Annotated in this window: 19 protein-coding genes and 2 tRNA genes; 7 read left to right on the top strand and 14 right to left on the bottom strand. The window is 59.5% G+C overall.

What is annotated here, in order from left to right:
- Positions 1 to 255: 255 nt before the first annotated feature.
- A complete protein-coding gene (locus AC0QKW_RS21440) occupies positions 256 to 1,452 on the top strand; it encodes a hypothetical protein (protein ID WP_473153137.1) in 1,197 nt (398 codons plus the stop codon).
- A 195-nt stretch (positions 1,453 to 1,647) separates the two neighbouring features.
- Here the strand turns inward: AC0QKW_RS21440 and AC0QKW_RS21435 are convergent, their stop codons facing one another.
- A complete protein-coding gene (locus AC0QKW_RS21435; protein ID WP_473153136.1) occupies positions 1,648 to 2,331 on the bottom strand; it encodes a hypothetical protein in 684 nt (227 codons plus the stop codon).
- Positions 2,332 to 2,538: 207 nt separating this feature from the next.
- On the opposite strand from AC0QKW_RS21435, the gene AC0QKW_RS21430 reads away from it, so the two are divergent.
- Positions 2,539 to 3,354, top strand: coding sequence for a TerC family protein (locus AC0QKW_RS21430; protein WP_473153286.1), 816 nt, complete (start codon positions 2,539 to 2,541; stop codon positions 3,352 to 3,354).
- A gap of 31 nt (positions 3,355 to 3,385) precedes the next feature.
- Here the strand turns inward: AC0QKW_RS21430 and AC0QKW_RS21425 are convergent, their stop codons facing one another.
- A complete protein-coding gene (locus AC0QKW_RS21425; protein ID WP_473153135.1) occupies positions 3,386 to 4,210 on the bottom strand; it encodes a sulfurtransferase in 825 nt (274 codons plus the stop codon).
- A gap of 117 nt (positions 4,211 to 4,327) precedes the next feature.
- Between AC0QKW_RS21425 and AC0QKW_RS21420 the strand changes: the two genes are divergently transcribed.
- Together AC0QKW_RS21420 and AC0QKW_RS21415 are read left to right on the top strand one after the other, a co-directional pair.
- Entirely contained in the window at positions 4,328 to 4,894 is a 567-nt protein-coding gene (locus AC0QKW_RS21420; RefSeq protein ID WP_473153134.1) for an HdeD family acid-resistance protein, read from the top strand.
- A gap of 7 nt (positions 4,895 to 4,901) precedes the next feature.
- The gene (locus tag AC0QKW_RS21415) at positions 4,902 to 5,810 is read left to right on the top strand and encodes a lipase family alpha/beta hydrolase (RefSeq protein ID WP_473153133.1); all 909 of its coding nucleotides are present in this window, start codon (positions 4,902 to 4,904) and stop codon (positions 5,808 to 5,810) included.
- Between the two features lie 231 nt (positions 5,811 to 6,041).
- On the opposite strand, the gene AC0QKW_RS21410 is transcribed toward AC0QKW_RS21415, so the two are convergent.
- From AC0QKW_RS21410 to AC0QKW_RS21390, 5 genes are all read right to left on the bottom strand, one after another.
- Positions 6,042 to 6,296: a DUF5340 domain-containing protein gene (locus AC0QKW_RS21410; protein WP_473153132.1), complete on the bottom strand. Its 255-nt coding sequence runs from the start codon at positions 6,294 to 6,296 to the stop codon at positions 6,042 to 6,044.
- Between the two features lie 79 nt (positions 6,297 to 6,375).
- Positions 6,376 to 7,269 (bottom strand): indole-3-glycerol phosphate synthase TrpC, encoded by an 894-nt coding sequence (gene trpC / locus AC0QKW_RS21405; protein ID WP_473153131.1) that lies wholly within the window; start codon positions 7,267 to 7,269, stop codon positions 6,376 to 6,378.
- A 155-nt stretch (positions 7,270 to 7,424) separates the two neighbouring features.
- Complete coding sequence (gene lpdA, locus AC0QKW_RS21400; protein WP_473153130.1) at positions 7,425 to 8,861, bottom strand: dihydrolipoyl dehydrogenase; 1,437 nt, start codon at positions 8,859 to 8,861, stop codon at positions 7,425 to 7,427.
- A 173-nt stretch (positions 8,862 to 9,034) separates the two neighbouring features.
- Positions 9,035 to 9,811, bottom strand: a complete 777-nt coding sequence (locus tag AC0QKW_RS21395; protein WP_473153129.1) for a TrmH family RNA methyltransferase — start codon at positions 9,809 to 9,811, stop codon at positions 9,035 to 9,037.
- A gap of 32 nt (positions 9,812 to 9,843) precedes the next feature.
- Positions 9,844 to 9,927, bottom strand: a tRNA-Leu gene (locus tag AC0QKW_RS21390).
- Positions 9,928 to 10,134: 207 nt separating this feature from the next.
- Here AC0QKW_RS21390 and murA point away from each other — a divergent pair.
- The gene (gene murA, locus AC0QKW_RS21385; protein WP_473153128.1) at positions 10,135 to 11,490 is read left to right on the top strand and encodes a UDP-N-acetylglucosamine 1-carboxyvinyltransferase; all 1,356 of its coding nucleotides are present in this window, start codon (positions 10,135 to 10,137) and stop codon (positions 11,488 to 11,490) included.
- Positions 11,491 to 11,533: 43 nt separating this feature from the next.
- On the opposite strand, the gene cobO is transcribed toward murA, so the two are convergent.
- On the bottom strand, positions 11,534 to 12,202 hold the full coding sequence (gene cobO, locus AC0QKW_RS21380) for a cob(I)yrinic acid a,c-diamide adenosyltransferase (protein ID WP_473153127.1): 669 nt from the start codon (positions 12,200 to 12,202) through the stop codon (positions 11,534 to 11,536).
- A gap of 163 nt (positions 12,203 to 12,365) precedes the next feature.
- On the opposite strand from cobO, the gene AC0QKW_RS21375 reads away from it, so the two are divergent.
- Both AC0QKW_RS21375 and uvrA read left to right on the top strand, forming a co-directional pair.
- A tRNA-Arg gene (locus AC0QKW_RS21375) sits at positions 12,366 to 12,438 on the top strand.
- Positions 12,439 to 12,719: 281 nt separating this feature from the next.
- Positions 12,720 to 15,800, top strand: coding sequence for an excinuclease ABC subunit UvrA (uvrA, locus tag AC0QKW_RS21370; protein WP_473153126.1), 3,081 nt, complete (start codon positions 12,720 to 12,722; stop codon positions 15,798 to 15,800).
- A 372-nt stretch (positions 15,801 to 16,172) separates the two neighbouring features.
- Here uvrA and chlP read toward each other — a convergent pair whose 3' ends face one another.
- From chlP to AC0QKW_RS21340, 6 genes are all read right to left on the bottom strand, one after another.
- On the bottom strand, positions 16,173 to 17,408 hold the full coding sequence (chlP, locus tag AC0QKW_RS21365) for a geranylgeranyl reductase (RefSeq protein WP_473153125.1): 1,236 nt from the start codon (positions 17,406 to 17,408) through the stop codon (positions 16,173 to 16,175).
- A gap of 320 nt (positions 17,409 to 17,728) precedes the next feature.
- Positions 17,729 to 18,178 (bottom strand): DUF6691 family protein, encoded by a 450-nt coding sequence (locus AC0QKW_RS21360; protein ID WP_473153124.1) that lies wholly within the window; start codon positions 18,176 to 18,178, stop codon positions 17,729 to 17,731.
- A gap of 32 nt (positions 18,179 to 18,210) precedes the next feature.
- A complete protein-coding gene (locus AC0QKW_RS21355) occupies positions 18,211 to 18,633 on the bottom strand; it encodes a YeeE/YedE family protein (RefSeq protein ID WP_473153123.1) in 423 nt (140 codons plus the stop codon).
- 216 nt (positions 18,634 to 18,849) lie between these two features.
- Positions 18,850 to 20,889: an elongation factor G gene (locus AC0QKW_RS21350; protein WP_473153122.1), complete on the bottom strand. Its 2,040-nt coding sequence runs from the start codon at positions 20,887 to 20,889 to the stop codon at positions 18,850 to 18,852.
- Positions 20,890 to 21,096: 207 nt separating this feature from the next.
- The gene (locus tag AC0QKW_RS21345; RefSeq protein WP_473153121.1) at positions 21,097 to 22,386 is read right to left on the bottom strand and encodes an FAD-binding oxidoreductase; all 1,290 of its coding nucleotides are present in this window, start codon (positions 22,384 to 22,386) and stop codon (positions 21,097 to 21,099) included.
- Positions 22,387 to 22,389: 3 nt separating this feature from the next.
- A complete protein-coding gene (locus tag AC0QKW_RS21340; RefSeq protein ID WP_473153120.1) occupies positions 22,390 to 23,193 on the bottom strand; it encodes a glutathione S-transferase family protein in 804 nt (267 codons plus the stop codon).
- Between the last annotated feature and the right edge of the window lie 61 nt (positions 23,194 to 23,254).

Raw genomic sequence — 23,254 nt, 5'->3', positions numbered from 1 at the left:
CACAGGTTGCTGAGGCCGTCGAGACGACTGCTAAAAAATAGGTTGCTCTGGGATATTGCATTTGGGCAATAAACCCAACGCCTAGGGTAACAAAGCGCGATACTAGAGGTGTGGGCTGTACTCGTGGAGTCAGCTACTCCGACGCATAGTTGCCTTGGTTTAAGCGCTTGCATCTCTTCAGTCTCAGCGTTTTAACCAACTTTTGACATTGCCCTGGTGCATCGCTTTGCGAGAGCCTCTGTGGAGGGCAAAACCATGAAACGTCTTTCTGTGCTGGTCAGTGCATTGGCGGCTACGCTGATGGTGCTCGCTGGGGCCGAGGCTCTGGGCCGAGAGACAACCCAACCGCTAACTTTCGCTGATGGGGCCACACCGCTACTGGCTGAGCGCCGCGAAACTAATCGCGAAGTCACCCCTGCGCCGCGCCGTGCCATTGACCCGATAACGGGCTACCCCATTGTCAATGCCGATACCTGGATGAATGAGGCCGATGTGCCCTGGTCAACTCTGGTGCTGGTGCAAAATGACCAGGGCAGTTCGGCTGTGGCCGTGCTCGATCGCTTCTATGAAGAGGGCTTTGCCGCCGACTTTCGCAATCCGGGGATTGCCAGCCAGTGGCAGCGCGATCGCCTAGAGGTGTATGGCTACGGCCAGTGGCAGACCTGTTATTTTGCCGTAGTCTGCGACGTACAGCACCCGATTTATCCGGTGACTGGGACAAGCTTGAAGGTGGGCGATCGCGTGTTTCACCTGCCGGGCAAGCACAGGGTTTTTGCCATCCCCGATGAGGTAGCCTGGGCGCTCAAAACCGCTCAGCCGAACCAGGTCTGGCTCCGGGTGTCGATCGCTGGGGGCAGCAACTATGCCACGCGCCCCATTGGCCCAGCCACTATCGCCGCCTGGGCCACCCTCTATCACGATGCCGAACCCGTAGACGTAGCGGCGTTATCCGAAGCTGGAACAGAGCCTAGGTCGCGGCTACCGGCCAGTCTCCCCACCGATTTGCCCACCATCGAAGAAGCCCGCTGGCGCACCCAGTCCGATGTGCTTTGCTCACAACCGGTAATTGTTCACGATGATTTTGACGGCGACTACCTGGCAGTTCTCGACCGGGCCTACAGCCTCGATAGCTGGTCGGGCAGCTCGACCGGCATTTTGACCAACTGGAGTGCCAACGAAGTAGCGATTCACCTCTACGAATCTGACCCCCAACGTTACACGGCTTGGGCCGTCGATCAGATCGTGTTAGAGCTTGGCGATCAGACCTTTGTGCTGACCGGTATCAACAATCGCTTCCCCATCAGTGATGAGCTGGCCAGGGCATTGGCAAATCCCCCAGCTGCCTCCCCCCGGCTCAGCTATGAACAGACCAATGGGGATATGGCCACCCGCGCCATTGGGACGGCCACTGTCGATGCCTGGCGGTTGATCTATGCCCAAGCGGGAGAGTAATCAATCACTGCCGTGGCGGGCTACACAAGACTGTAAATCTATCCGGCCAGCTGGCTTAGCACGGCGGTCAGCGTCACTGGCGCAGACTCGGGTGGCGAAGCGGCGTCTAGCCAGCGCACTGGCCTGTCTTAACCACAATGGCCATACCAGCGCGTTGGCTAAGGTGCGCCCAGGTGCCCCAGTATCTTCAGAGGTTCAGGCCTGGGGAATCTGCGTTTCAAGAAAGAGCAGGAACTCTAGCAGTTCGTCGTCGGTGAGGTCGTGGCGCGATCGCTTGCCGTAGGTTTTCTCTAAAAATTCGCGGCCCTGGGTGACGCCCCAGCCGAGACGCTGAAGCTCGACATCGGTCTGGGCAATGATGTCTGACAGGTCGATGGGGGCTAGCGAGGAATCATCGAGATGGATCGGGCCATTGTCCTGGGGTGGGGATGACAGCGGTGGGGGCGGGGTGATCTGGGGCGCTGGGGGAACGGTCAAGGCCTCTGCCGCTGACTCTAGCTCTGAGTAGGTCAGAGGTGGGTCGAGGTCGTCTGAGGGCGGTTCTACCAAGGTTAGAGATGGGGCAAGGTGGGTAGAGGTAGGTTCTACCAAGGTCGGGGAGGCAGGGGGCGAAGCAGGGAGAGAGGGAAATGCGATCGCCGTCGCTGGGGCAGAGCCAGTCGCAGAGGCAATGCTCAGCCGCTCAAGGGCACGGGTAGTGGCCAGATCTTCGGCTTGCTCTAGGCTGGTGGTGGCCCCCAAGCCACAGGTCAAGACAGTGCCCTCGACGGCGGCACAGACCCGCACCACATACAGGCCATCGTGGATCGTGAGCAGATCTGACATCAGGCTGCCCTGGGGGTGCCGTTGGCGAAATTGGGTCAGCAGCGTACTTAGCACTCCAGCGGTCTCCCCTGCGGGTGGATGGTAACCGTACTATTCTAAGGAAGTGGGGCACGTTAGACTGAAGCTATTGCGCCGCTGGCCTGGCAGGCTTAGTGCAGGCGGGGAAATTTCCTTGGTATGTCTGCGCCTGGTATGTCTGCGATCGTGGCGCTTTTACCCTAGACCTTTACCATGGCTGCCCTGGGCGGCTGGATAGAGCTAATGCTAGACCGACTGCTGGATATTTCTACCAACTTTGGGGTTGATACCCTGCTGTTGCTGCCGGTGTTGATTGCCCTAGAGGCGGTGCTGTCAGCTGACAATGCGATCGCATTGGCGGCGATCGCCCAGGGTCTCGACAGTGAAGCCATGCAGCGTCGGGCCTTAAATTATGGCTTGGTGATCGCCTTTGTGCTGCGGGTCGGGCTGATTTTGACGGCGGGCTGGGTGCTGCAATTTTGGCAGTTTGAGGTGATGGGGGCAGCCTACCTGCTGTGGCTGGTGTTCAAGCACTTCACCGCTGCAACTGACGCAGAGGCCCAGCACCATGGGCCTCGGTTTGCCACTGTGCTCCAAGCAATCCCGGTTATTGCCTTTACCGACTTGGCCTTCTCCCTCGACAGCGTGACCACTGCCCTAGCTCTATCCAAGGATGTGGTGGTGATTTTGCTAGGGGGCACCATTGGCATTATTACCCTGCGGTTTATGGCGGGCTTGTTTATCCGCTGGCTCGAAGAGTTTGAGCATTTAGAAGATGCGGGTTTTGTCACGGTGGCCTTTGTGGGTATTCGCCTACTGGTGCGGGTGATCGACCCCACCCTGGTGCCGCCAGAGTGGATGATGGTAGCCGTGATTGCCGGTGTGTTTGCCTGGGGTTTCTCCAAGCGTACCGACGCCGAGGCGATCGGAGAAAGCATACCTTTAGAAAATGGCAAATTGCCTACGGTGGCTGAGCTAGAGGCCCAGGGCAGGGTGCCCGTCGAAGCCTTGTCTAGCCAGGACGACCCGACCCCGGCCATCCCGCTGCAGCAAGACTAGCCGTAAGACCAAGAAGTCGCGATGGAGCTGGCTATAGATAGGAGCACCAGTCGCTCCAGCCGCCGGGGTAGAGTTTGGCCATAGGGCGACCGGCTACGGCTTGAGCCAGTAGGTTAACGCAGGCGGTGACGCCTGAGCCACAGTAGACAATGACCTCCTCAGCGGCATCTAGGTCGGCCCAGTGCTGGACGAGTTCGGCTTGAGGTTTCATCTGGCCGTTGTCGGTGGATACGGCCTGCCAAAAGTAGTTAGCCGCTCCGGGAATACTGCCCGCAACGGGGTCGATGGGCTCAACTTCGCCTCGGTAGCGATCGGGCGATCGCGAGTCGATCAGCACTGTGCCCGCCGGGCGATCGCGCACCTGCTGAATATCCACCACCCAATCTGACTGGGGCGAGGGCACAAAATTGCCCGGTTGGGCGACGGGCAGAGCCGTGCTGGTAGGATAGCCCCCAGATACCCAGCTGCCCCAGCCGCCATCGAGTACCGCTACGGCATCGTGGCCCAGGTAGCGCAGCAGCCACCACAGCCGGGCGGCAAAGGCAAAGCGTGAGTCGTCGTAGGCCACGACTAGAGTAGAGTCTGGGCCAGCGGAGGTGACCCCTAGGGCAGAGAGCCGTTGGCTAAAGGTCTCTAAATTGGGCAAAGGATGGCGACCGCCGTGGGCCTGTACCGGGCTAGACAGATCGCGGTTGAGGTCTAGGTACCAGGCGCCTGGAATGTGGCCATCGGCGTACTGCTGCTGGCCTTGGTGGGGGTCGGCCAGGGCAAAGCGACAGTCGACGATCATCACCTGAGGGTCGTCTAGATGCTGGGCGAGCCAGTCAGCAGTGATCAAAGGATTGGAGTAGGGCATTGGTTCAGCCAAATTTGTTGCATGGGGGAGAACTGTCTCAGCCTGCAGGGGATAGCGGTGTACCGTAAAAGTAGGGTATAAGATGGCTGTCAGATCCTAACCGTTGAGGTGTGCGCCATGGCCATAGACCCTCACTTAGATTCCAAACCTAGGACTGAACTCAGGATCGCGACCGGCTGGGTGATTCTCCTGAGCATTGGTCTGATGGTGCTGGGGGTAGCTGCGATCGCCATACCGAGTTTAGCCATTACCTTCTTTACCTCCATCATTGGCTGGCTGGTATTGTTTAGCGGCTTTATACAAATTGTGCAGGCGCTAAAGGCGCATGCGGTCAAGGGCATTGGCCTGAGTTTAGTGGTGGGCGTGTTTTACGCCATTGCTGGCCTCTATATGGTGGTAAATCCGGTTAAATCGGCAGCGGTGTTTGCCTTGGCCCTGGGGGTGCTGTTTATCGCCGAGGGTATTTTTACTATTCTCATGGCCTTTGTCTACAGAGTGGGGGGTGCCCTGTCGTGGTTGGTGGCTATCAACGGCATTGTGACGCTGATTTTAGGCATTTTGGTGATCAACCGCTGGCCCTTTGGGGCGCTGTGGCTGATCGGGCTATACGTAGGCCTCAGCCTGATCTTGAACGGCGCTTCTCTGCTAGGGGCGGCCCTAGCCGCTCGGCGAGAGCGGCCTTAGAACACCCATGGCTGACAACTATCTACTCTTTGTCCAGCACGGCTGGGCCGACACCAACCAGGCGATGATGACCCTGGCAACCCAGCTAGCAGAGGGGCAGGGGCAGATTGTTGCCCCCTGTCTCAACTATGCGATGACCTGGCTGCGCATTGCTCCCCTGGTGGATGAAGTTGACGCCCTGGCGACGGCGACCCTGGCCCGTCAGCCAGATCTGCCGGTGCGCATTGTGGGCCACTCCATGGGCGGGCTGATCTGGCTAGAGGTGCTCAATCGTCACCCAGAATGGTGGCCACGGGTTGAGTTTTTAACCCTGGTGGGGTCGCCCGTCGGTGGGGCTGACCTGGGGAGAATTTTAGACCCGCTCCAGGTGGGGGTGGGCATCGCCGCAGATCTAGGGCGCGATCGCCGCTCCCTAGCCGCTCGCATTGCTGCCGACATCACTACCCTCTCTATCGCTGGAGATGTGGATGGCGGCAGCGACGGCACCATCCCCGTTGAGAGTACACGAGTACCCAATGCCCAGTTTGTCTGTCTGGGGGGCATCAGCCATGCGGCCTTGCGCTGTCATCCCCGCGTGGTCGATCAGATTCAGCAGTTTTGGGGCGGCAGCAGCCTCAGTGACCTGCTTCGGCCCCATGATTTAGTGCAAAAACTCCGCCAGATACCGGGTATGACCGATGCCCACCAACGTGACTTTGCCCAGGCTGCCCCCTGGCATACCTTTGCCGACGGCACCAGCATTCGCCTGTGGCGGAGCCCCTTGGGCATTCACCACGTGTTTTTGGCCTCGCCCGAGGGCGACTGCCTCTATTCAGGCTACGTGGGCTGGCTGCACACCGGAGAGATGTGGCACGACCTGGGTGCTCTGCGCGCCGCCGATGGAGCCTTGTCGTCGGAGATTTCTCCAGTCTCCTAAGCTCGACTTTAGCCACTTGATCCAAAAGAAAGTAGCAAGCAGAATTGAGATGAGGGTCTGAGACCAAATCCGAGTCCCATAACCCCGATTCCCAAAAGGCCGAACCGTAGGGGCATGACGATAGCGTTTGCGCCTCGTTCTCCCAGGGTGAAGTCTCTCGCACGATCTTCGACGCCTGGAGAGCGTTACTTTGTCATACCGCTTGATTGGCTAAAGTCGAGCTGAGGTGTCTTAACTCGCAAAGCGATCGCCCATCTGGTTGGTCGACCACTGGTACTCGACATCAATGCTGGCGTGCCTACAAGTCTCCTCTAGCTGGCGCTGCTGCGACATCGCCTTGCGCAACGTAATAATCAGCTCTTGTACATGAAGACGCAGCCGAGGGTCTTGGTAGGCCGCCGCCATGGTCTGCTGTTCAAGCAGCTGCAGCAGCAGCTCGTAGTGAATATGCGACGGTAGCGGAATGGGTTTTCCCAACTGTGCCATTGCGGTGCCCCGGGATATGTCCGTTGATTAAACCAGACTGAAACGAAAATTTTGGTAACTCAGATCCAGCTTTCAACGGTTAGTTTGTGTTTTTTTGATAAAGCTGATCGATCGCCACCCCCGGATCGGACTGACGAATCAGCGATTCGCCCACCAGTACGGCCCCAGCCCCGGCGGTCTGCACCGCTCGCAAATCTGCCGGGGTGTGAATGCCCGACTCGCTGACCACCAGAGCACCGCTAGCCGTCAGAGCATCGCGGCGCGCCGAAATGAGATCTGCGGTGGTCTCTAGGCGGGTGGTAAAGGTCTCTAGGTCGCGGTTATTGATGCCGATCAGCGCCAGACCCGGCACCGCCAGCACCCGATCCAGCTCCTCCAGCGTGTGGACTTCGACCAGCACCCCCATGCCCAGGGCTTTGGCAATTTGGGTAAAGTAGGTCAGGTCTTGGTCAGAGAGAATGGCGGCGATCAGCAGCACGGCATCGGCCCCCTTAGACCGCGCCAGGTACATCTGGTAGGGGTAGATGATGAACTCTTTGCACAGCAGCGGTAGATCGACCACCTGACGAATCTGGCTCAGATATTCAAAGTCTCCCTGAAAGAAGGTTTTGTCGGTGAGCACCGAGAGGCAGGTGGCCCCGTGGGCCGCGTAGGTCTGGGCGATCGCCACCGGGTCAAAGTCTGCGCGCATCACCCCCTTGCTGGGGGAGGCTTTTTTGACTTCGGCAATCAGGGCAGGAGAGGTTTTGCCATCCCGCAGAGCGGCGACAAAGTCGCGGGGCGGCGGCGCATCGAGCACCTGGCGCTGCAGATCGGCTAGGGGCAGTCTCTCCCGCAGCTGGGCAACCTCGGTTTCTTTGTGCCAGACAATTTTTTCAAGAATGTGTCTGGGCTCGGCGTCGTCGGTTTTGATTTGGTATTGCAAATGTTTGACCGCGACAGCGGGGTTGGGAGGGCGACGGCGAATCTTCATCGATTTTGAGGTTTTAATCTTAAATTGTAGGCAATGCCCACCCTGAAGCCCCAGGAAAAGACCAGTAAGTCAGAGCGAAGCGTGGAGCGACGCAGCAGCAGGATTGACTGGTTCGAGGCAGGGTGGGAAGGTGGGCAATGCCCACCCTAGGGAGATCAGGCGGGGACGACCACGGCACGCTTGAAGGCTTCGTCGAGCACCTCCGAGAGGGTGGGGTGGGTGTGGACATAAAACGATAGGTCGGTGACCGTCTGGCCGCTGGCGATCGCATTAGCCGCCTCCTGAATTAAATCCGCCGCGTGCAGACCAATAATGTGGGCACCGAGAATTTCCCCGGTGTCTTTGCGGTAGATCACCTTGGCCAGCCCATCGACTTCGCCCTCGGCCAGAGCCTTAGAGTTGCCCTTGAAGTAAGTCTTCACCGTATCAATGGCATAGCCCTCGGCCTCGGCTTTGGCCTTCGCGGCGGGCTCGGTGAGGCCGACAAAACTCACCTCAGGGTGGGTAAAGGCCGCCGCCGGAATGCTCATATAGTTCACCTGGCGGGCATCGCCGCAGATGGTTTCGACGGTGAGAATGCCCTGGGCTGAGGCAGCGTGGGCCAGCATCATTTTGCCGGTGGCGTCACCGATCGCCCACAGGTGGGGCACCGGCTCGCCGTTGCGGGTCACTTGCAGGTGGTCATCAACAGGGATGAACCCCCGGCGATCGGTCTCCACGCCCACCTTCTCTAGGCCCAGATCCTTAGTCGCTGGAATGCGACCCGTGGCCACCAGGCAGGCGTCTACTTCCAGGGTCTCGACCACTTCGCGAGTTTCGCGATCGGCCAGCTCGATCACCACCGGAGAACCAGGAGTCACCTTTTGAGCGATCACCCCAGCTCTCGTCTCAATGTCGCGGGGGGCAATCAGCACTCGCTGGGCGATCTTGGCGATGTCGGGGTCAAAGGTGGGCATCAGCTGATCTAATGCCTCAATGATCGTGACCTCGCAGCCCAGGGCGGTATAGACGTCCGAAAACTCTAGCCCGATGTAGCCGCTGCCAATGATCGCCACCCAGTCGGGCAGCCAGTCGAGCTTGAGGGCCTCATCGCTAGTGAAAACGGTTTTGCCGTCGGTCTCGATGCCGGGGGGCACAAAGGGCACTGAGCCGGGCGACAGAATAATGTCTTTGGCGGTAACAATCTTTTCGCCGTCGGGGGTGGCGATCGCCGCCTTTTGCTCCCCCGCCAGCCGCGCCCAGCCTTTGATGATGTCAACCCCCAGCCGGGTAAGGCTGTTGGTCATGTCGCCCTGAATTTTGCTCACCAGGCTTTTAGCGTGGTCGGCGATCGCCTCGCGATCGTAGGTGACATTGCCCACCGAAATGCCCAGAGACTTGAGATGGTGCTCGTTGCGCAGCTCCCGCACCCGCCCCGAGGCCGCCAGCAGCGCCTTCGACGGAATGCAGCCCCGGTTGACGCAGGTGCCCCCCATCACGTCTGCCTCAACGATGGCGGTCTTTAGCCCCCGCTTCACCGCGTGGATGGCGGCCCCGTGGCCCCCTACCCCAGCGCCAATAATCAGCAGGTCGTAATCAAATGCGTCGCTCACAGCAGGCTCCTGAACAGGTGATTCACAAATACAACAACGAGGCCGATCAACGTCAATCTAACCCAGACCTCCGTCAACCATGGGGTTCAACCCAAAACATTGCATCGATTAGCTGCGTCAACCAGGCCATAGATTTTTCTTTCATTCTTGACCACGGTGGGCAATCAGACAAGCTAGTGCCGCTGCCGCTTGGCCTCATAGAGCAGCAGCGCGGCTGAGACCCCCACATTCAAAGACTCCACCGCAGACTCCATGGGGATCTGTGCCCGCACCGTGGCCTGCTGCTCCAGCACCGCCGACAGCCCGGCCCCTTCGTTGCCCAGCACGATCACCGTAGGTTTGGCAAAATCCACGGCCCAGTAGTCCACCGCCCCGTGGGAGCTAGCGGCAACGATCTGCACTCCTGCCCCACGCCACCCTGTCAATAACCGGGGAAGATCGTCAGCCACGGCCATGGGTAGACGAAACCACTGCCCTGCCGAGGCCCGCAATACCTTGGGGTGGTCGGGGGCGACACTGTCGGCACTGAGCCAGAGGCCCTCGGCCCCTGCCGCCACCGCTGTGCGAATAATCGCGCCCAGATTGCCGGGGTCTTGGAGAGTTTCAACTACTAGCCCTATCCCTGCGATCGCCGGATTGGGAGGCCGGAGAATCTGGGGGGCGATGGCCACTACCCCATCGGGATGCTGGGTCGTAGCCATCGCCGTCAGAACTGCTTCAGAGACCCGCTCAATTCGCTGGGTTCGCTGGCTCAAGGCCAGAGCTAGATCGGGATGCCGCTGCTCCCACTCGGGGGTATGGCAGGCGGTGTCTAGGGGATAGTCGGCGGCTAGAGCTTCCTGGATCAGGTGAGTGCCTTCGAGGAGGAATTGCTGCTGCGATCGCCGCTCTTTAGCCTGATGCAATTTTTTGATGGACTTCACCAGAGGGTTTTGCAAGCTCGTGAGCATTGACCGTAACCCCCTGGCTATGTCGTTCTAGATGCGGAACCCGGGACTTGAACCCGGAAGTTATTGCTAACACTAGGACCTGAACCTAGCGCGTCTACCAATTCCGCCAGTTCCGCTGGCCGAGCACTATTGGTGCTGCGATTTGTAATCATGCCTTGATATGGGAGCAGAGTCAAGCCTGTAAAAAAATATTTCGTGATTTTAATCGAATCGGCTATTCTGGGGTGGCCAAACCTGGCAAATTGGTCTGGATTACTGTGGCGAAATCGATGGTTTCGAGTAGAATCTAGACGAAAATTTGGGAAAAGGTGGAGTTATCAGCTGTGGAGGATACCGCTATCGTTACATCCATTGGTTTACCCAGCCCTGCGATCGTCACCGAGACGGACGGTGCTGTACTAGAGATTACTGGCGGTACTCCCCTTTCTGGCCAGGTCACCATCAGTGGGGCAAAAAATTCGGCCCTGGTGGTGATGGCGGGCACCCTGCTTTGCTCTCAGCCCTGCCGCATTCGCAATATTCCTCACCTGATGGATATTGAGCGCATGGGAGAGGTGTTAACCGCCCTAGGCATTAGCCTTAAGCGCGAAGGCGATGCCCTGGTAGTTGACGCCAGCACTATTTCCCACACCAAGGCCCCCTACGACCTGGTGAGCCGCCTGCGGGCGAGCTTTTTTGTGATCGGCCCGCTGCTGGCCCGCATGGGGGTTGCTCGGGTGCCTTTGCCCGGCGGCTGCGCCATTGGTGCCCGCCCGGTCGAGCTCCATGTGCGCGGCCTTCAGGCCATGGGTGCCGATGTTCACATTGAGCATGGCACTGTCAATGCCTATGTACCCGGCAGCGGCGGGCGGCTGAAAGGGGCCAAGATCTACCTCGACTATCCCAGCGTAGGGGCCACCGAAACCCTGATGATGGCGGCCACCCTGGCCGACGGCGAGACCATTATCGAAAATGCCGCCCAAGAACCCGAGGTGACTGACCTAGCCAATTTCTGTCGCGCCATGGGGGCGCGCATTCGCGGCGCGGGCACCAATACCATTACCATTGTCGGCGTGCCCAGTCTGCACAGTACCGACTACGGCATTATTCCCGATCGCATCGAGGCGGGCACCTTCTTGGTGGCTGGGGCCATCACCCGCTCCGAAATCAGCATTGCGCCGATTATTCCTGAGCACCTCACGGCGGTCATTGCTAAGCTTCACGAAATGGGTGGCCAGGTGGTGATCGACGGCCCCAACCGGGTGCGCTACGTGCCTGCCAACACCATCGTCCCTACCGACATTCAGACTGGCCCCTTCCCTGGCTTCCCCACCGACATGCAGGCGCAGTTTATGGCCCTGATGGCGGTCTGCGAAGGCAGTAGCCTAATCACCGAAACGGTGTTTGAAAACCGCCTGCGCCACGTGGCCGAGCTCAACCGCATGGGGGCCGACATTCGCCTCAACGGCAACTGCGCCATCATCAAAGGGGTGCACCAGCTCTCCGGCGCGCCGGTGCTGGCCACCGACCTGAGGGCTTCTGCGGCTCTAGTGCTGGCGGGTCTGGCCGCCAAGGGCACCACTACCATTCAGGGTTTGCAACACCTCGATCGCGGCTACGACGACCTAGAAGGCAAGCTGCGCCTGCTGGGGGCCAACCTGCGCCGTTACCACACCGACAGCCCCATCCCCCTGGCCTAGGCCCGTGGCCCTGGTCTAGCCCATCGCCGGTTGGGGAAACGCGCTAAAACTCAATCCCCGGCTGGGCCTTAACGCCCTGCTCGCGAAAGGGATGCTTTACCAGGGTCATCTCGGTGACCAGATCGGCGCGATCGATCAGCGCCTGGGGGGCACCGCGCCCGGTGAGAATCACGTGGGTCATCTCCGGCTTGTCGGCTAGGCCAGAGATGACTTGATCCACCGTCAGAAAACCGTGTTTGAGGGCAATATTTACCTCATCGAGCAAAATAGTCTTGTACTCCGGGTTGTGGATGTAGCTGAGGGCCATTTCCCACGCAGCCTGGGCCGTCTGGGTGTCGCGATCGCGATCCTGCGTATCCCAAGTAAACCCCTCGCCCATAGCGTGAAAGATAAGCTGATCGCCAAACCGCTCGAGGATGGCCTTTTCTGCCGGTTCCCACGCCCCCTTGATGAACTGCACAATGGCGACTCTATAGCCGTGGCCGAGGGCTCTGAGTACCATACCCAGGGCAGCGGTGGTCTTGCCCTTGCCGTTACCGGTGTTGACAACTACAAGGCCTTTCTCTACGGTGCGATCGGCAATGCGCTGCTGCTGCACCTCCTGGCGGCGCTGCATCTTGCGGCGGTACTGATCCTCAGACAGGTTGGCCGCCTCGGCCTCCTGGTTGAGGCTGGCGGCGGCGGCATCGAGGCGATCGGTGGGTTGAGTCATGGGTCGTCAGTAGTATTGGGGTATGGGCACGCCTGTTCAGGCTTTGGCGGCGGTGACGGGCGATCGCTGCTCTGCCTATCCTAAGGGTTTAGCGCCATCCCTAGGGGCAAAACCAGACTGTCGTCTCAACAGTCCCAGTAGATGCTAAGATAATTCAGCCTAAGGGCATGTAGCTCAGTGGATAGAGCACTAGATTCCGGTTCTAGCGGTCGCAGGTTCGAATCCTGCCATGCTCGTTGTCATACATGTTTAAGATGCGCTAGGCGCTTGTACGTCTCTGTGCGCTTTAGAATCCCTCGGCCAGTGGGCGGGTTTCACGGTTTTGCCTGCGAGCGCAACCGATCAAAGCCTCGGGAAATGGTGTGTTGCGACTTTGCCCATCGTGAATTGCCCCAGGCCCCTGTCGGGTTAAAGCCTGAAACCGTGAGCATTAATTCCTCTTGTCCAGAGTTGTCGAATCTTGACAAGTGTTTAAGAATGTTAAATTGGTACATGCGTTGTCACTAAGCCCCCAGACATGCCCAAATCGGACGCTTCTGCTAAGAAAACCGCTGCCTCTAAAAAGGCCCGAGCGTCCGGCAATGGCAACGAACACACTGGTCTAGCCCACCACCATGCCGCCCTCGACGACAACGTCATTCGCATTCGCGGGGCGCGCCAGCACAACCTAAAAAATCTCGATCTAGAGATTCCCCGCAACCAGCTGATTGTGTTTACCGGGGTTTCGGGCTCAGGCAAGTCTTCTCTGGCCTTTGATACCATTTTTGCCGAGGGCCAGCGCCGCTATGTAGAGTCGCTCAGCGCCTACGCCCGCCAGTTTCTCGGCCAGGTCGATAAGCCCGATGTGGATGCGATCGAGGGGCTCAGCCCGGCCATCTCCATCGACCAAAAATCGACCTCCCACAACCCCCGCTCCACCGTCGGCACGGTGACGGAAATCTATGACTACCTGCGCCTGCTCTACGGGCGGGCAGGTGATCCTCACTGTCCCCACTGCGATCGCAGCATCTCCCCCCAGTCCATCGATCAAATGATTGACCGGGTGATGGCCCTGCCCGATCGCACCCGCTTTCAGGTGCTCGCCCCGGTGGTGCGGGGCAAAAAGGGCACCCATAAGAAACTACTCTCTAGCCTCGCCTCCGAGGGCTTTGTGCGAGTGCGGGTGAATGGCGAACTGCGGGAGCTGACCGACAACATTGAGCTGGACAAAAACCACAGCCACAACGTCGAAGTGGTGGTCGATCGCCTGGTGAAGAAAGAGGGCCTGGAGGATCGGCTGGCAGATTCGCTACGCACCTGCCTGAAGCGCTCCGAGGGTATCGCGGTAATTGACATTCTGGCGGAGAAGCCCCAGGAGACCGCCGCCACGGAGCCAGGTAGCAACGTCGTCTCTCTAACCGATCGCCTACCCCAGGCCGCTGAGGCAGAGGGCAGCTACGGACAGCCCAAAGAGCTGGTGTTTTCCGAAAACTTTGCCTGCCCCGAGCACGGCGCGGTGATGGAAGAGCTGTCGCCCCGCCTGTTCTCGTTTAACTCGCCCTACGGGGCTTGCCCCCACTGCCACGGGCTGGGCAGTCTGCGCACATTTTCAGCCGATCTGGTGGTGCCCGACCCCACCCTGCCGGTCTATGCGGCGATCGCCCCCTGGTCTGAGAAAGACAACACCTACTACTTTTCCCTGCTCTACAGCGTCGGCCAAGCCTTTGGCTTTGAAATTCAAAGCCGGTGGGATCAGCTCACCCCCGAGCAGCAGCACATCGTGCTCCACGGCAGCGAAGAGAAAATATATATAGAGTCAGACTCGCGGTATCGGGAGCGCAAAGGCTACCAGCGCCAGTACGAAGGCGTGCTGCCCATCCTCGATCGCCAGTACAAAGACAGCACCTCTGAACTGCACAAGCAAAAGCTCGAAAAATACCTGATCGACCAGACCTGCGAAGTCTGCCAGGGCACCCGCCTCAAGCCCGAGTCTAACGCGGTGCGTATCGGCCCCCACTCGATCAGCGATCTCACCAACGTCTCCATTCGCGAATGCCTCAAGCGCATTCGTAACCTGGTGGGCGAAGAGGGCGAGGCCCCCAAGCTCTCGGCCCGGCAGCTGCAAATCGGTGCCCTAGTGCTGCGCGAAATCCGCGCCCGGCTGCAATTCATGATGGATGTCGGGCTAGACTACCTGACTCTGCACCGCACCGCCATGACCCTCTCCGGTGGGGAAGCCCAGCGCATTCGCCTGGCCACCCAGATTGGCTCGGGTCTAACTGGAGTTTTGTACGTGCTGGATGAACCCAGCATTGGCCTACACCAGCGCGACAACGATCGCCTGCTCAACACCCTCTACCGCCTGCGCGACCTGGGCAACACCCTGATCGTAGTGGAGCACGACGAAGACACGATCCGCGCCGCCGACTATTTAGTTGATATTGGCCCTGGGGCGGGGGTGCATGGGGGTGCGATCGTCGCCGAGGGCGATCTCAAAACCCTAATGACGGCAAAGGATTCCCTCACCGGGGCCTACCTGTCGGGGCGCCGTGCGATTCCGACTCCCGCAGAGCGGCGACCGGGCAATGGGCGATCGCTCACGATCAAAAACGCTCACCACAACAACCTAAAAAACCTGGATGTTGAAATTCCCCTGGGGGCGCTGGTGTGCGTCACCGGGGTCTCGGGCTCGGGCAAATCAACCCTGGTGAACGAGCTGCTGTACCCCGCACTCCAGCACCACTTTGGCAGCAAGGTGCCCTTTCCCAAGCGCATGGACAAGCTCGACGGGCTGAAGGCGCTGGACAAGGTAATCGTCATCGATCAGTCGCCCATTGGGCGCACGCCCCGGTCTAACCCCGCCACCTATACCGGCGTGTTCGACGTGATCCGTAACCTGTTCACCGAAACCATCGAAGCCAAAGCGCGGGGCTACAAGGCGGGGCAGTTCTCGTTTAACGTCAAGGGCGGGCGCTGCGAGGCCTGCGGTGGCCAGGGCGTCAACGTCATCGAGATGAACTTTCTGCCCGATGTCTACGTGCAGTGCGAGGTGTGCAAGGGGGCGCGCTACAACCGCGACACCCTGCAAGTCACCTACAAGGGCAAAAACATCTCCGACGTGCTGAATATGACTGCCGAAGAAGCCCTGGGGTTCTTCGAGAACATTCCCCAGGCCCAGGCCCGGCTGCAAACTATGGTAGATGTGGGGCTGGGCTACATTCGCCTGGGGCAGACCGCTCCCACCCTCTCCGGCGGCGAAGCCCAGCGGATGAAGTTGGCCACAGAGCTGGCCCGCCGCTCTACAGGAAAGACTCTCTACTTAATCGACGAGCCGACAACAGGCCTCTCGTTCTACGACGTGCACAAACTGCTCGACGTGGTGCAGCGCCTGGTAGACAAGGGCAACTCAGTACTGACAATCGAGCACAACCTAGACGTGATTCGCTGCTCTGACTGGCTGATCGATCTGGGGCCAGAGGGGGGCGATCGCGGCGGCGAGCTGATCGCGGTGGGCACCCCCGAAACTGTGGCCCAGATACCCGGTTCTTACACCGGCAAGTACCTGGCCAAGGTACTAGAGCAACACCCCCCGGCCAGCGAGGCAGTTTCTGCATCCTAGGTCAATCGGCCAGGCCCTAATCGGTTGGTATTACAGGCAAATTGCCCTTGCTCCTAGTGCAGCGTCAAAGCTAAAAATTGGGGTTCCTGTAGGTTGGGTGAAGCAGAGCGTAACCCAACGGCAGTCAGCATTGCTGGGTTATGCTAGCGCGCCACCCAACCTACAAACTTAGGCTTGACAGACCACTAGGGAGATTTTTGAGAAACAAGATACCCCTATGGCGGAGTGCAGGGTCTGCGCCCTCGGGCGGCAACCAAAAATCTTGGGTCCTTTTGTTGCCCAAATTGGCCTAAAGACAAAAACTGGCTTTGACAGAATATTGTCAAAGCCAGTCATCTTAAGGGGTTTAGAAAGGAACTGAACGATCGCTACCTACCAGCTGCGAGTCGGAGCCAAGGCATGGCCGCGAATCAGGCTACCCACGGTTTTGGCGGTGATTTTCATCTGCACCAGCGGGTTAGCAGGCACCACGGTTTTGTAGAGGTAGCTGTCGAAGGTGAGCTTCTGCACGTCGATGTCAGAGCACATTTCGACAAAGGCCTCGCGGGTGGCGTCGGAGCGGTAGAACACCGTTTGCAGCAGATCTAGCACCTTGTAGGTCATGCCGTACTGCCGATCCCAGCGCTTCAGGTAGACCTTGAGGTCGGCTTCGGTGGGGATGCGCTGGCCATTGTTGGAGAATTCCACAATGGTTTCGGCACACATGCGGGCCGACTTGGCGGCGAAGTAAATGCCCTCACCGGAGGACTTGGTGACAGTACCGGCAGCATCGCCCACCAGCGCCACCCGACCGACGACCCGGCGGGGTCTGGGATGCTCAGGAATGGGGTGAGCTTCGACCTTGATAATCTCGCCGCCCTCTAGGCGCTTGGCGGCACGGGCGCGAATGCCCGCCTGGAGGCCCTTGATCTTGGCCTGGTTGACGCGCATGGTGCCGGTACCGACAGCCACGTGGTCGTACTTGGGGAACACCCAGGCGTAGAAGTCGGGGGAAACATCGTTGCCCACGTACATTTCGGCCAGGTCTTCGTAGTAGGCCATTTTGTCTTCGGGCAGGCGAATGCGCTCTTGGAAGGCGATCGCATAGTTGTAGTCGCCAGCCTTGATCGCCTTGGCAACGCGAGAGTTGGCCCCGTCAGCGCCAATCACCAGATCGACCTGAAGAGATTTGTTGTCGCCCACCAGCCCGTCTTCGCGGTGCTCGGTGTAGTGCAGGGTGTAGGCCCCAGTCTCGGTGGTGGGAATCTCAAGGGTGTGGACGGTGCCGTTGATCAGCTTGGCGCCGTGTTGGGCAGCGCGATCGCGCAAAAAGCCATCCATCACCTCACGGCGGCACATGCCGATGTACTCGTCATCCTTGAGGGTGCTGCCGATGTTGACCTCCACATTGGAGGGGGAGATCATTTTCATCTTGCGCACACGGCGATCGATGATCTCAGGGGGCAGGTCAAATTCTTCGACCATGCACAGGGGAATTGCACCGCCACAGGGCTTAGCGTTGTCGAGCTTGCGCTCGAAGAGGTACGTTTCAATACCGGCTTTAACTAATGTCTCAGCAGCCGAGGAGCCTGCTGGACCTGATCCTACTACTGCTACCCGAAGTACCAAGGGTGCCTACTCCACTATTGCAAAAAGCTACCGATGCATCGTATCACGGGTTTTTGGGCATATTGGGCCACTCGCGCGGGTTGTAACTCGATTGAAACACTCGTTTACATTGGGTTACGGGTGCTGGCGACAATCTATTCTCTAGCCAGAGAGAATTCTATGATTTCCCTGCTCCCAGTCGAGACGCCGAGGCCCCATCGCCATGGGAACTGACCCATCACCCCACAGAAACACTGCCGCCATCAGCCTGGCCTGGATCGAGTGGTGCTGACAGGGCGCTAGTGAGCCGTAACCATGCCCAGGCTAAATCGGGCCAGAAGCTAAGCCGGGCGATGGAGGGCTTTGCAGACCAACGACCCCGCCACCATGGCCACGATGAACAGCAGCGGATTGGCCGAGCCGAGCCCCACCGCTGCGATCGCTGGCCCTGGGCAATAGCCCCCCAGCCCCCAACCCACGCCAAAGAGTACGGCACCGATGATCAAGGGGCGATCGATATCGCTGCGGGAGGGCACAAAGAACCTGCTGCCCAGGATTGGCGTCGGTCGCCGCAGAATAAAGCGAAACGAGATCAGCGTCACGGCAACGGCTCCGCCCATGACAAAAGCCAGGGTAGGATCCCAACTGCTCGTCAAATCTAAAAAGCCAATGACCCGCTGGGGGTCAATCATTTGCGAAAACCCCAGGCCTAGGCCAAACAGCAGCCCCGAGGCGAGGGCGACAAAATGCTGAGCCAGGCTGCTCTGCGTAGATAAATTCTGCATTGTCATCGGTCGATATACTCCTGAATCGTAGGCCCAAATTAACCCCAGCCCAGCAGGTGCCGAGTGACAAAAACCGTGACAATGCCAGCGGTCATAAAGGTAACCACCGCCACCAGCGATCGCACCGACAGCCGCCCTAGCCCGCAGACTCCATGGCCACTAGTGCAGCCATTACCCAGGCGGGTGCCAAAGCCCACCAGCAGCCCAGCCACCACCATGGTCACCGGGGCAAAGTCGTAGGTGGGGGTGGGCTGAGGAGCCAAAACGTACTCATAGATCAACCCCCCGGCCACTAGGCCCACCAAAAACAGCCAGCGCCAGGCCTCACCAGCAGCAAAGGTAATGGCCCCGTTGACCATGCCGCTAATGCCTGCAATGCGACCGTTGAGCGCCAGCAAAAAAGTGGCACTGAGGCCAATCAGCAGGCCTCCAAAAAGACCGTAGAGCCATTCCGACGCCATGGAAGAGTCCCTCTTTTATTACTTAACGATATAGTAATATAAATCCGCTAAGTTGTCCTCCCCTGGTTAATGAAAAGGGGTAACGGAAAAGCCGGATTGCTATGGCCGAGGCATGCCAGTGTTTTGGGGCGATGGCTATGCGTCAGTTCGCCACCCGAGTGCGCTTAGGATCAGCCGTGGCTCTTCTAAGCGCACTGACCTCGGCCTATCTTCGGGTTAGCGATCGCCCTCACTGCTGGCCAAAATTCGCTCCGTTAGCTTTTCGGGCACCGGGTCGAGGTGGTCGTAGGCCCACTTAAAGAAGCCCACCCCCAGGGTCAGCGACCTGAGCTCCAAAATCATGGTTTGCATCTCGGCCTGGGGCAGCTGCCCGGTGACCACATCCCAGCTGGGCCAGTCAGCCTTGCCCTCGTAGCCTAAGATCTGACCGCGCCGCCCAGTGATTAGCTTCAGCACGTTGGCGGTGTAGATACTGGGTACAGAGATTTCTACCTGGACGATGGGTTCGAGCAGAGTGGGCTGACAGGCGGCCAGACCCTCTTGCATAGCGATGCGAGCCGCCTGCTTGAAGGCGTTGTCAGAGCTGTCGACGTTGTGGTACGAGCCGTTGGTCAGAGTTACCGCCACATCTACCACCGGATAGCCCAGGGGGCCGTGGTCGAGATATTCGCGCACGCCAGTTTCGACGCTAGGAATGTACTGCTTGGGCACGACGCCGCCCACAATCGTGTCGCGGAACGAAAAGCCTGCGCCCCTCGGCAGTGGCTGAATCGATAGATAGACATCGCCAAACTGGCCGTGACCGCCACTCTGGTGCTTGTAGCGCCCGTGCACCTCAGCCTTGGCCTCACGAATGGTCTCTTTGTAGGGCACCTGCGGCAGGTGGGTAGTCATAGGCAGGTTGTACTTGCGGCTGAGGCGATCGATCGCCAGATTCAAATGCACATCTCCCTGCCCCCAGAGAATCACCTCGCGGGTGTCGCCGTGCTGCTCCCAAAACAGCGATGGGTCTTCGTCTAGCAGCTTGGTCAGGGCGGCGCTGAGCTTGACCTCGTCGCTGCGCTTTGCGGGGGTGATGGCCAGGGCATAGACCGGGGCAATGGCTGGCGCTGTGGGGAGTGGTGCAATGAGGTTACCGGCGAGGGTATCTGTGGTGAGGGTGTCGCCGGTTTGAGCATTCTCCAGTCGAGCTACGGCCACAATCTGCCCGGCCTCGGCCCGGCTCAGGCTGTTCTGCTGGCTGCCCATCAGGTCGTAGAGGCCGCCCATGCGATTGCCGTTGAGACTGTCGCCATCCCTCAGCTCGCCGCACCAGATCCGCACCAGCGATAGTTTGCCGCCCTGGGGCGTGTAGTAGGTCTTGAGCACCTGGGCCAGGGTGGCATCGTCGCAGGCAATACCCCGGCGATCGCAGGTGACGGCGGGTTCTGGTGCTTCCTTCACCAGCGCATCGAGCAAGGGGCGCACACCGTAGTCGCTCAGCGCCACCCCCAAAAACACCGGCACGATCAGGTCGGCCCCCAGCTCCATTTTTAGGTCGCGGACGATTTCGTCCTCTGGGGGAGCGATATCCTCCAGCAGTTCTTCGAGCAGGTGGTCGTCGTAGTCGGCCAGGGTTTCGAGCATTTCGGCGCGGGCGGCCTGTTCTTCTGTCTGAAGCGAGGAGGGCAGAGGCACAGGGTCGGCGGGGGCACCGGCATGGTAGTGAAAAGCTTGCTCGCTCACCAGATCAATGAAGCCCACCAGGTCGTGGTTTTGACGAATCGGGTACTGCTGGGCGATCACCGGGCGAGCTGAGATGCCGCGCAGAGCGGCGAGCACCTCAGCAAAGGTGCCATTGGCGCGATCGAGCTTGTTGACCCAGATCAGGTGAGGAATTTCCCAGGCGTCTAGAAATTGCAGCAGGGGGGAGAGGGTGAGCACCTTGTTGGGGTCAGCTTCACAGACCACGATCGCCGCATCGACGCCCATCAGGGCGTGGCTGGTCTCTTGCTGTAGCTCTACCGACCCCGGACAGTCTAGAAAGGTAAAAGAAATGCCGCCGTACTGAGTACTGGCGGCATTGAGCTCGACGGTCATCTGGCGGGTACGGGCTTCAGGGCAGCTATCACCAAGGCTGTTGCCCTCGTCGACGCTACCCTTGCGCGTGATGGCACCGGTCACCGACAAGATGCTCTCTAGTAGGGTGGTTTTACCGCTAGAGTAGGCACCTACCAGCGCCACATTGCGCCGGGCTAGCAAAACATTTTGAGACATAGAAAACTCCTTGCCATGTAGCGATGGCATGTAAAGGAAAGCCCCCAGAACGAAGGCTCGACGAGCGAGATATGAAGCGACTCCGCTGGGTCTAATCTCAGGTTAACTCCACCCTAACCAGGGAATTAACTCGGTTCTAGAAAGTTCACCTGTTGAAGTTTTGTGGTGGGGTTTGTCGGATTGTGTAGCACCACTAAAACAGCGCCATCAGAGGACAAAGCGACCGGGGCTGAGGCGATGCTGCGGGTCAAACTGGGCCTTGATCGCCCCCATTACGCCGAGAGCATTGCCGTCATAACCCCACACATCCACGGCAGATTTTACGGAGTCGGGGGCTTCGAGCAGGGTGAGGTAGTTAGAGTTTCTAGCAGCTTGGGTGCTAGCGATCTTGCCCAGACTGGCTCGCAGAGCCTCCACTGTCTCTGGCCTAGCTGTCCCTAAACGTAGCGTTCCTATGCCGCTGCCAGCATGAATTCTAGCCAGGCCATCCTCAGGCAGCTGTCTCAGCCAGGCCACTGCCTGGGCCGGGGCAATGCCCACCTTAGCCACTAGGGCTGGCTCAGAGGGCTTGTTGGAGGGAAACAACGCCTCACGGGCTGCCGTCCACAGATCTTCATCGGCTACCCCTTCTAGCACTTGGGCCGACAGACCGGCTCCCACCATGGCTGTCAGCGCTTTGACCTGCTCCTCTACCCCCGGCGCGATCGCCTGAAATCGGGCCACCAGCCCCAGGGCATTCCCTAGGCCAAGGTGTCGGGTCAACCCAGGAGAAAGCACATCGAGGGCCACGGGCGTCAGGGGCGACAGCCGCAGATTGCTCAAAAAAGACTCTACCGCTGCGCCATCCCCAGTGACTACCACCGTCTGAGAGGCCTCTTGCACCGGGTACAGGCGAAAGGTGAGCTGCGAAATCACCCCTAGGGTGCCGTAGGAGCCGGTCAGCAGCTTCATGAGGTCGTAGCCTGCGACGTTCTTGACCACTCGCCCACCGGCTTTGGCAATCTGCCCGTCGTAGCGCACAAAAGCAATGCCAATCAGCATGTCACGCAGGCCGCCGTAGCGCTGGCGCAGAGAGCCGGTATCGGCCGTCGCCACCAGGCCGCCGAGGGTTGCCCGGTCTGGGTAGGCCGGGTCAAGGGCAAGAAACTGGTTGTGCTGGGCCAATTGAGGAGCCAGATCGGCTAGGGTTACCCCGGCCTGGGCAGTGAGGGTCATATCTCCCACGGCGTGGTCGATCACCTGGTTGAGCCGGGCGGTGCTGACGACCAGATCTACCCCGGTGCCCAGCCCACCCCAGGACAGCTTGCTGCCGCGACCGCAGGGTATAACTCGCCAGCCGTGGTCATGGGCGCAGACCATGACCGCCGAAAGCTCGGCCTCGGTGGTGGGGTAGGCGATCGCCTCTGGGCTCAGGTATTCAGGCAGATCGAGGGATGTTGGCGGGAGCATGCAGTCACGGCCCACCACATCTCCCAGAATTTCAGCAATCTTGGTCATGGCCTAGTCAATGCTGATGGGGGTGGGGCCGCTGCTGGAGCTAGGGCCAGCCGGAGGCACGTTGGTGCGGGCCATGCGAAACTCAGCATAGAGGCGATCGCGCCAGGCAAAAAACGTCTCAAACTCTGGCACATCGGCAATGCCGGGCACCCCCTTGCCGCCAATGCCCTCGGGCAGATCTACATACACAGCGCTGGGAAATTTGAGGTACATGGTGGCCGCAGCCACGGCAAAGTCGGCCAGGGTGGGCGCATCGCCCAGCAGGTAGGGGCTAGTTTGTAGCATGAGCACCAGGGCTTCGAGATCCTGGCGCAGGCCAGCGGTGGCGATTTTGATATCGTCGGGGCCAAAGCCGACCCCCGTGCCCACCAGGTTCAAAATATCGCCGGGCAGAGCCCCTACTAGACTACGCAGCGGTGCGGGGGTAAAACTGGGCAGCAGCGCCGTGCGAAAGTTGGGGTGCTGCTTAAAAGCCCCGACCATGGCAACCCGAGCCTTGGGCACGATCGCCTCATCGGCCCAACTCTCTAGGGCCAGACACAGCCCCTTTTGCTTGGGGTCGGTGGGTATGAGGGGTCGATCGGGGTAGGCTTTTTCGAGGTGAAATGCGATCGCCGTCGAGTCGGGAATAATCTGCTCACCATCTTTGAGCACGGGCACCTGCCGCTGGCCCGACAGCTGAAACACTTCGACCTGGCCCACACCGGGGGTGACTTCGACCTGGCGGTAGGGCACCTGCTTATAGTCGAGAATCAGGCGTATTTTTTCGGCAAACGCAGAGGCTTCAAACTGATACAGCTCTAGCATGGCAATCCTTGTAGGTGTTCCATTTCCCAGTATCCCGACCAGAGCCAAGGCCTGATCACCA

The sequence above is a fragment of the Pseudanabaena sp. PCC 9330 genome, from assembly GCF_055795045.1.
This window is presented reverse-complemented; position numbering and strand designations above follow the sequence as displayed.

Coding starts and splice junctions, on each gene's coding strand:
- AC0QKW_RS21440 (WP_473153137.1), top strand. CDS start 256: ATGAAACGTCTTTCTGTGCTGGTCAGTGCATTGGCGGCTACGCTGATG.
- AC0QKW_RS21430 (WP_473153286.1), top strand. CDS start 2,539: ATGCTAGACCGACTGCTGGATATTTCTACCAACTTTGGGGTTGATACC.
- AC0QKW_RS21425 (WP_473153135.1), bottom strand. CDS start 4,210: ATGCCCTACTCCAATCCTTTGATCACTGCTGACTGGCTCGCCCAGCAT.
- AC0QKW_RS21420 (WP_473153134.1), top strand. CDS start 4,328: ATGGCCATAGACCCTCACTTAGATTCCAAACCTAGGACTGAACTCAGG.
- AC0QKW_RS21415 (WP_473153133.1), top strand. CDS start 4,902: ATGGCTGACAACTATCTACTCTTTGTCCAGCACGGCTGGGCCGACACC.
- AC0QKW_RS21410 (WP_473153132.1), bottom strand. CDS start 6,296: ATGGCACAGTTGGGAAAACCCATTCCGCTACCGTCGCATATTCACTAC.
- trpC (WP_473153131.1), bottom strand. CDS start 7,269: ATGAAGATTCGCCGTCGCCCTCCCAACCCCGCTGTCGCGGTCAAACAT.
- AC0QKW_RS21395 (WP_473153129.1), bottom strand. CDS start 9,811: ATGCTCACGAGCTTGCAAAACCCTCTGGTGAAGTCCATCAAAAAATTG.
- cobO (WP_473153127.1), bottom strand. CDS start 12,202: ATGACTCAACCCACCGATCGCCTCGATGCCGCCGCCGCCAGCCTCAAC.
- uvrA (WP_473153126.1), top strand. CDS start 12,720: ATGCCCAAATCGGACGCTTCTGCTAAGAAAACCGCTGCCTCTAAAAAG.
- AC0QKW_RS21360 (WP_473153124.1), bottom strand. CDS start 18,178: ATGACAATGCAGAATTTATCTACGCAGAGCAGCCTGGCTCAGCATTTT.
- AC0QKW_RS21355 (WP_473153123.1), bottom strand. CDS start 18,633: ATGGCGTCGGAATGGCTCTACGGTCTTTTTGGAGGCCTGCTGATTGGC.
- AC0QKW_RS21350 (WP_473153122.1), bottom strand. CDS start 20,889: ATGTCTCAAAATGTTTTGCTAGCCCGGCGCAATGTGGCGCTGGTAGGT.
- AC0QKW_RS21345 (WP_473153121.1), bottom strand. CDS start 22,386: ATGACCAAGATTGCTGAAATTCTGGGAGATGTGGTGGGCCGTGACTGC.
- AC0QKW_RS21340 (WP_473153120.1), bottom strand. CDS start 23,193: ATGCTAGAGCTGTATCAGTTTGAAGCCTCTGCGTTTGCCGAAAAAATA.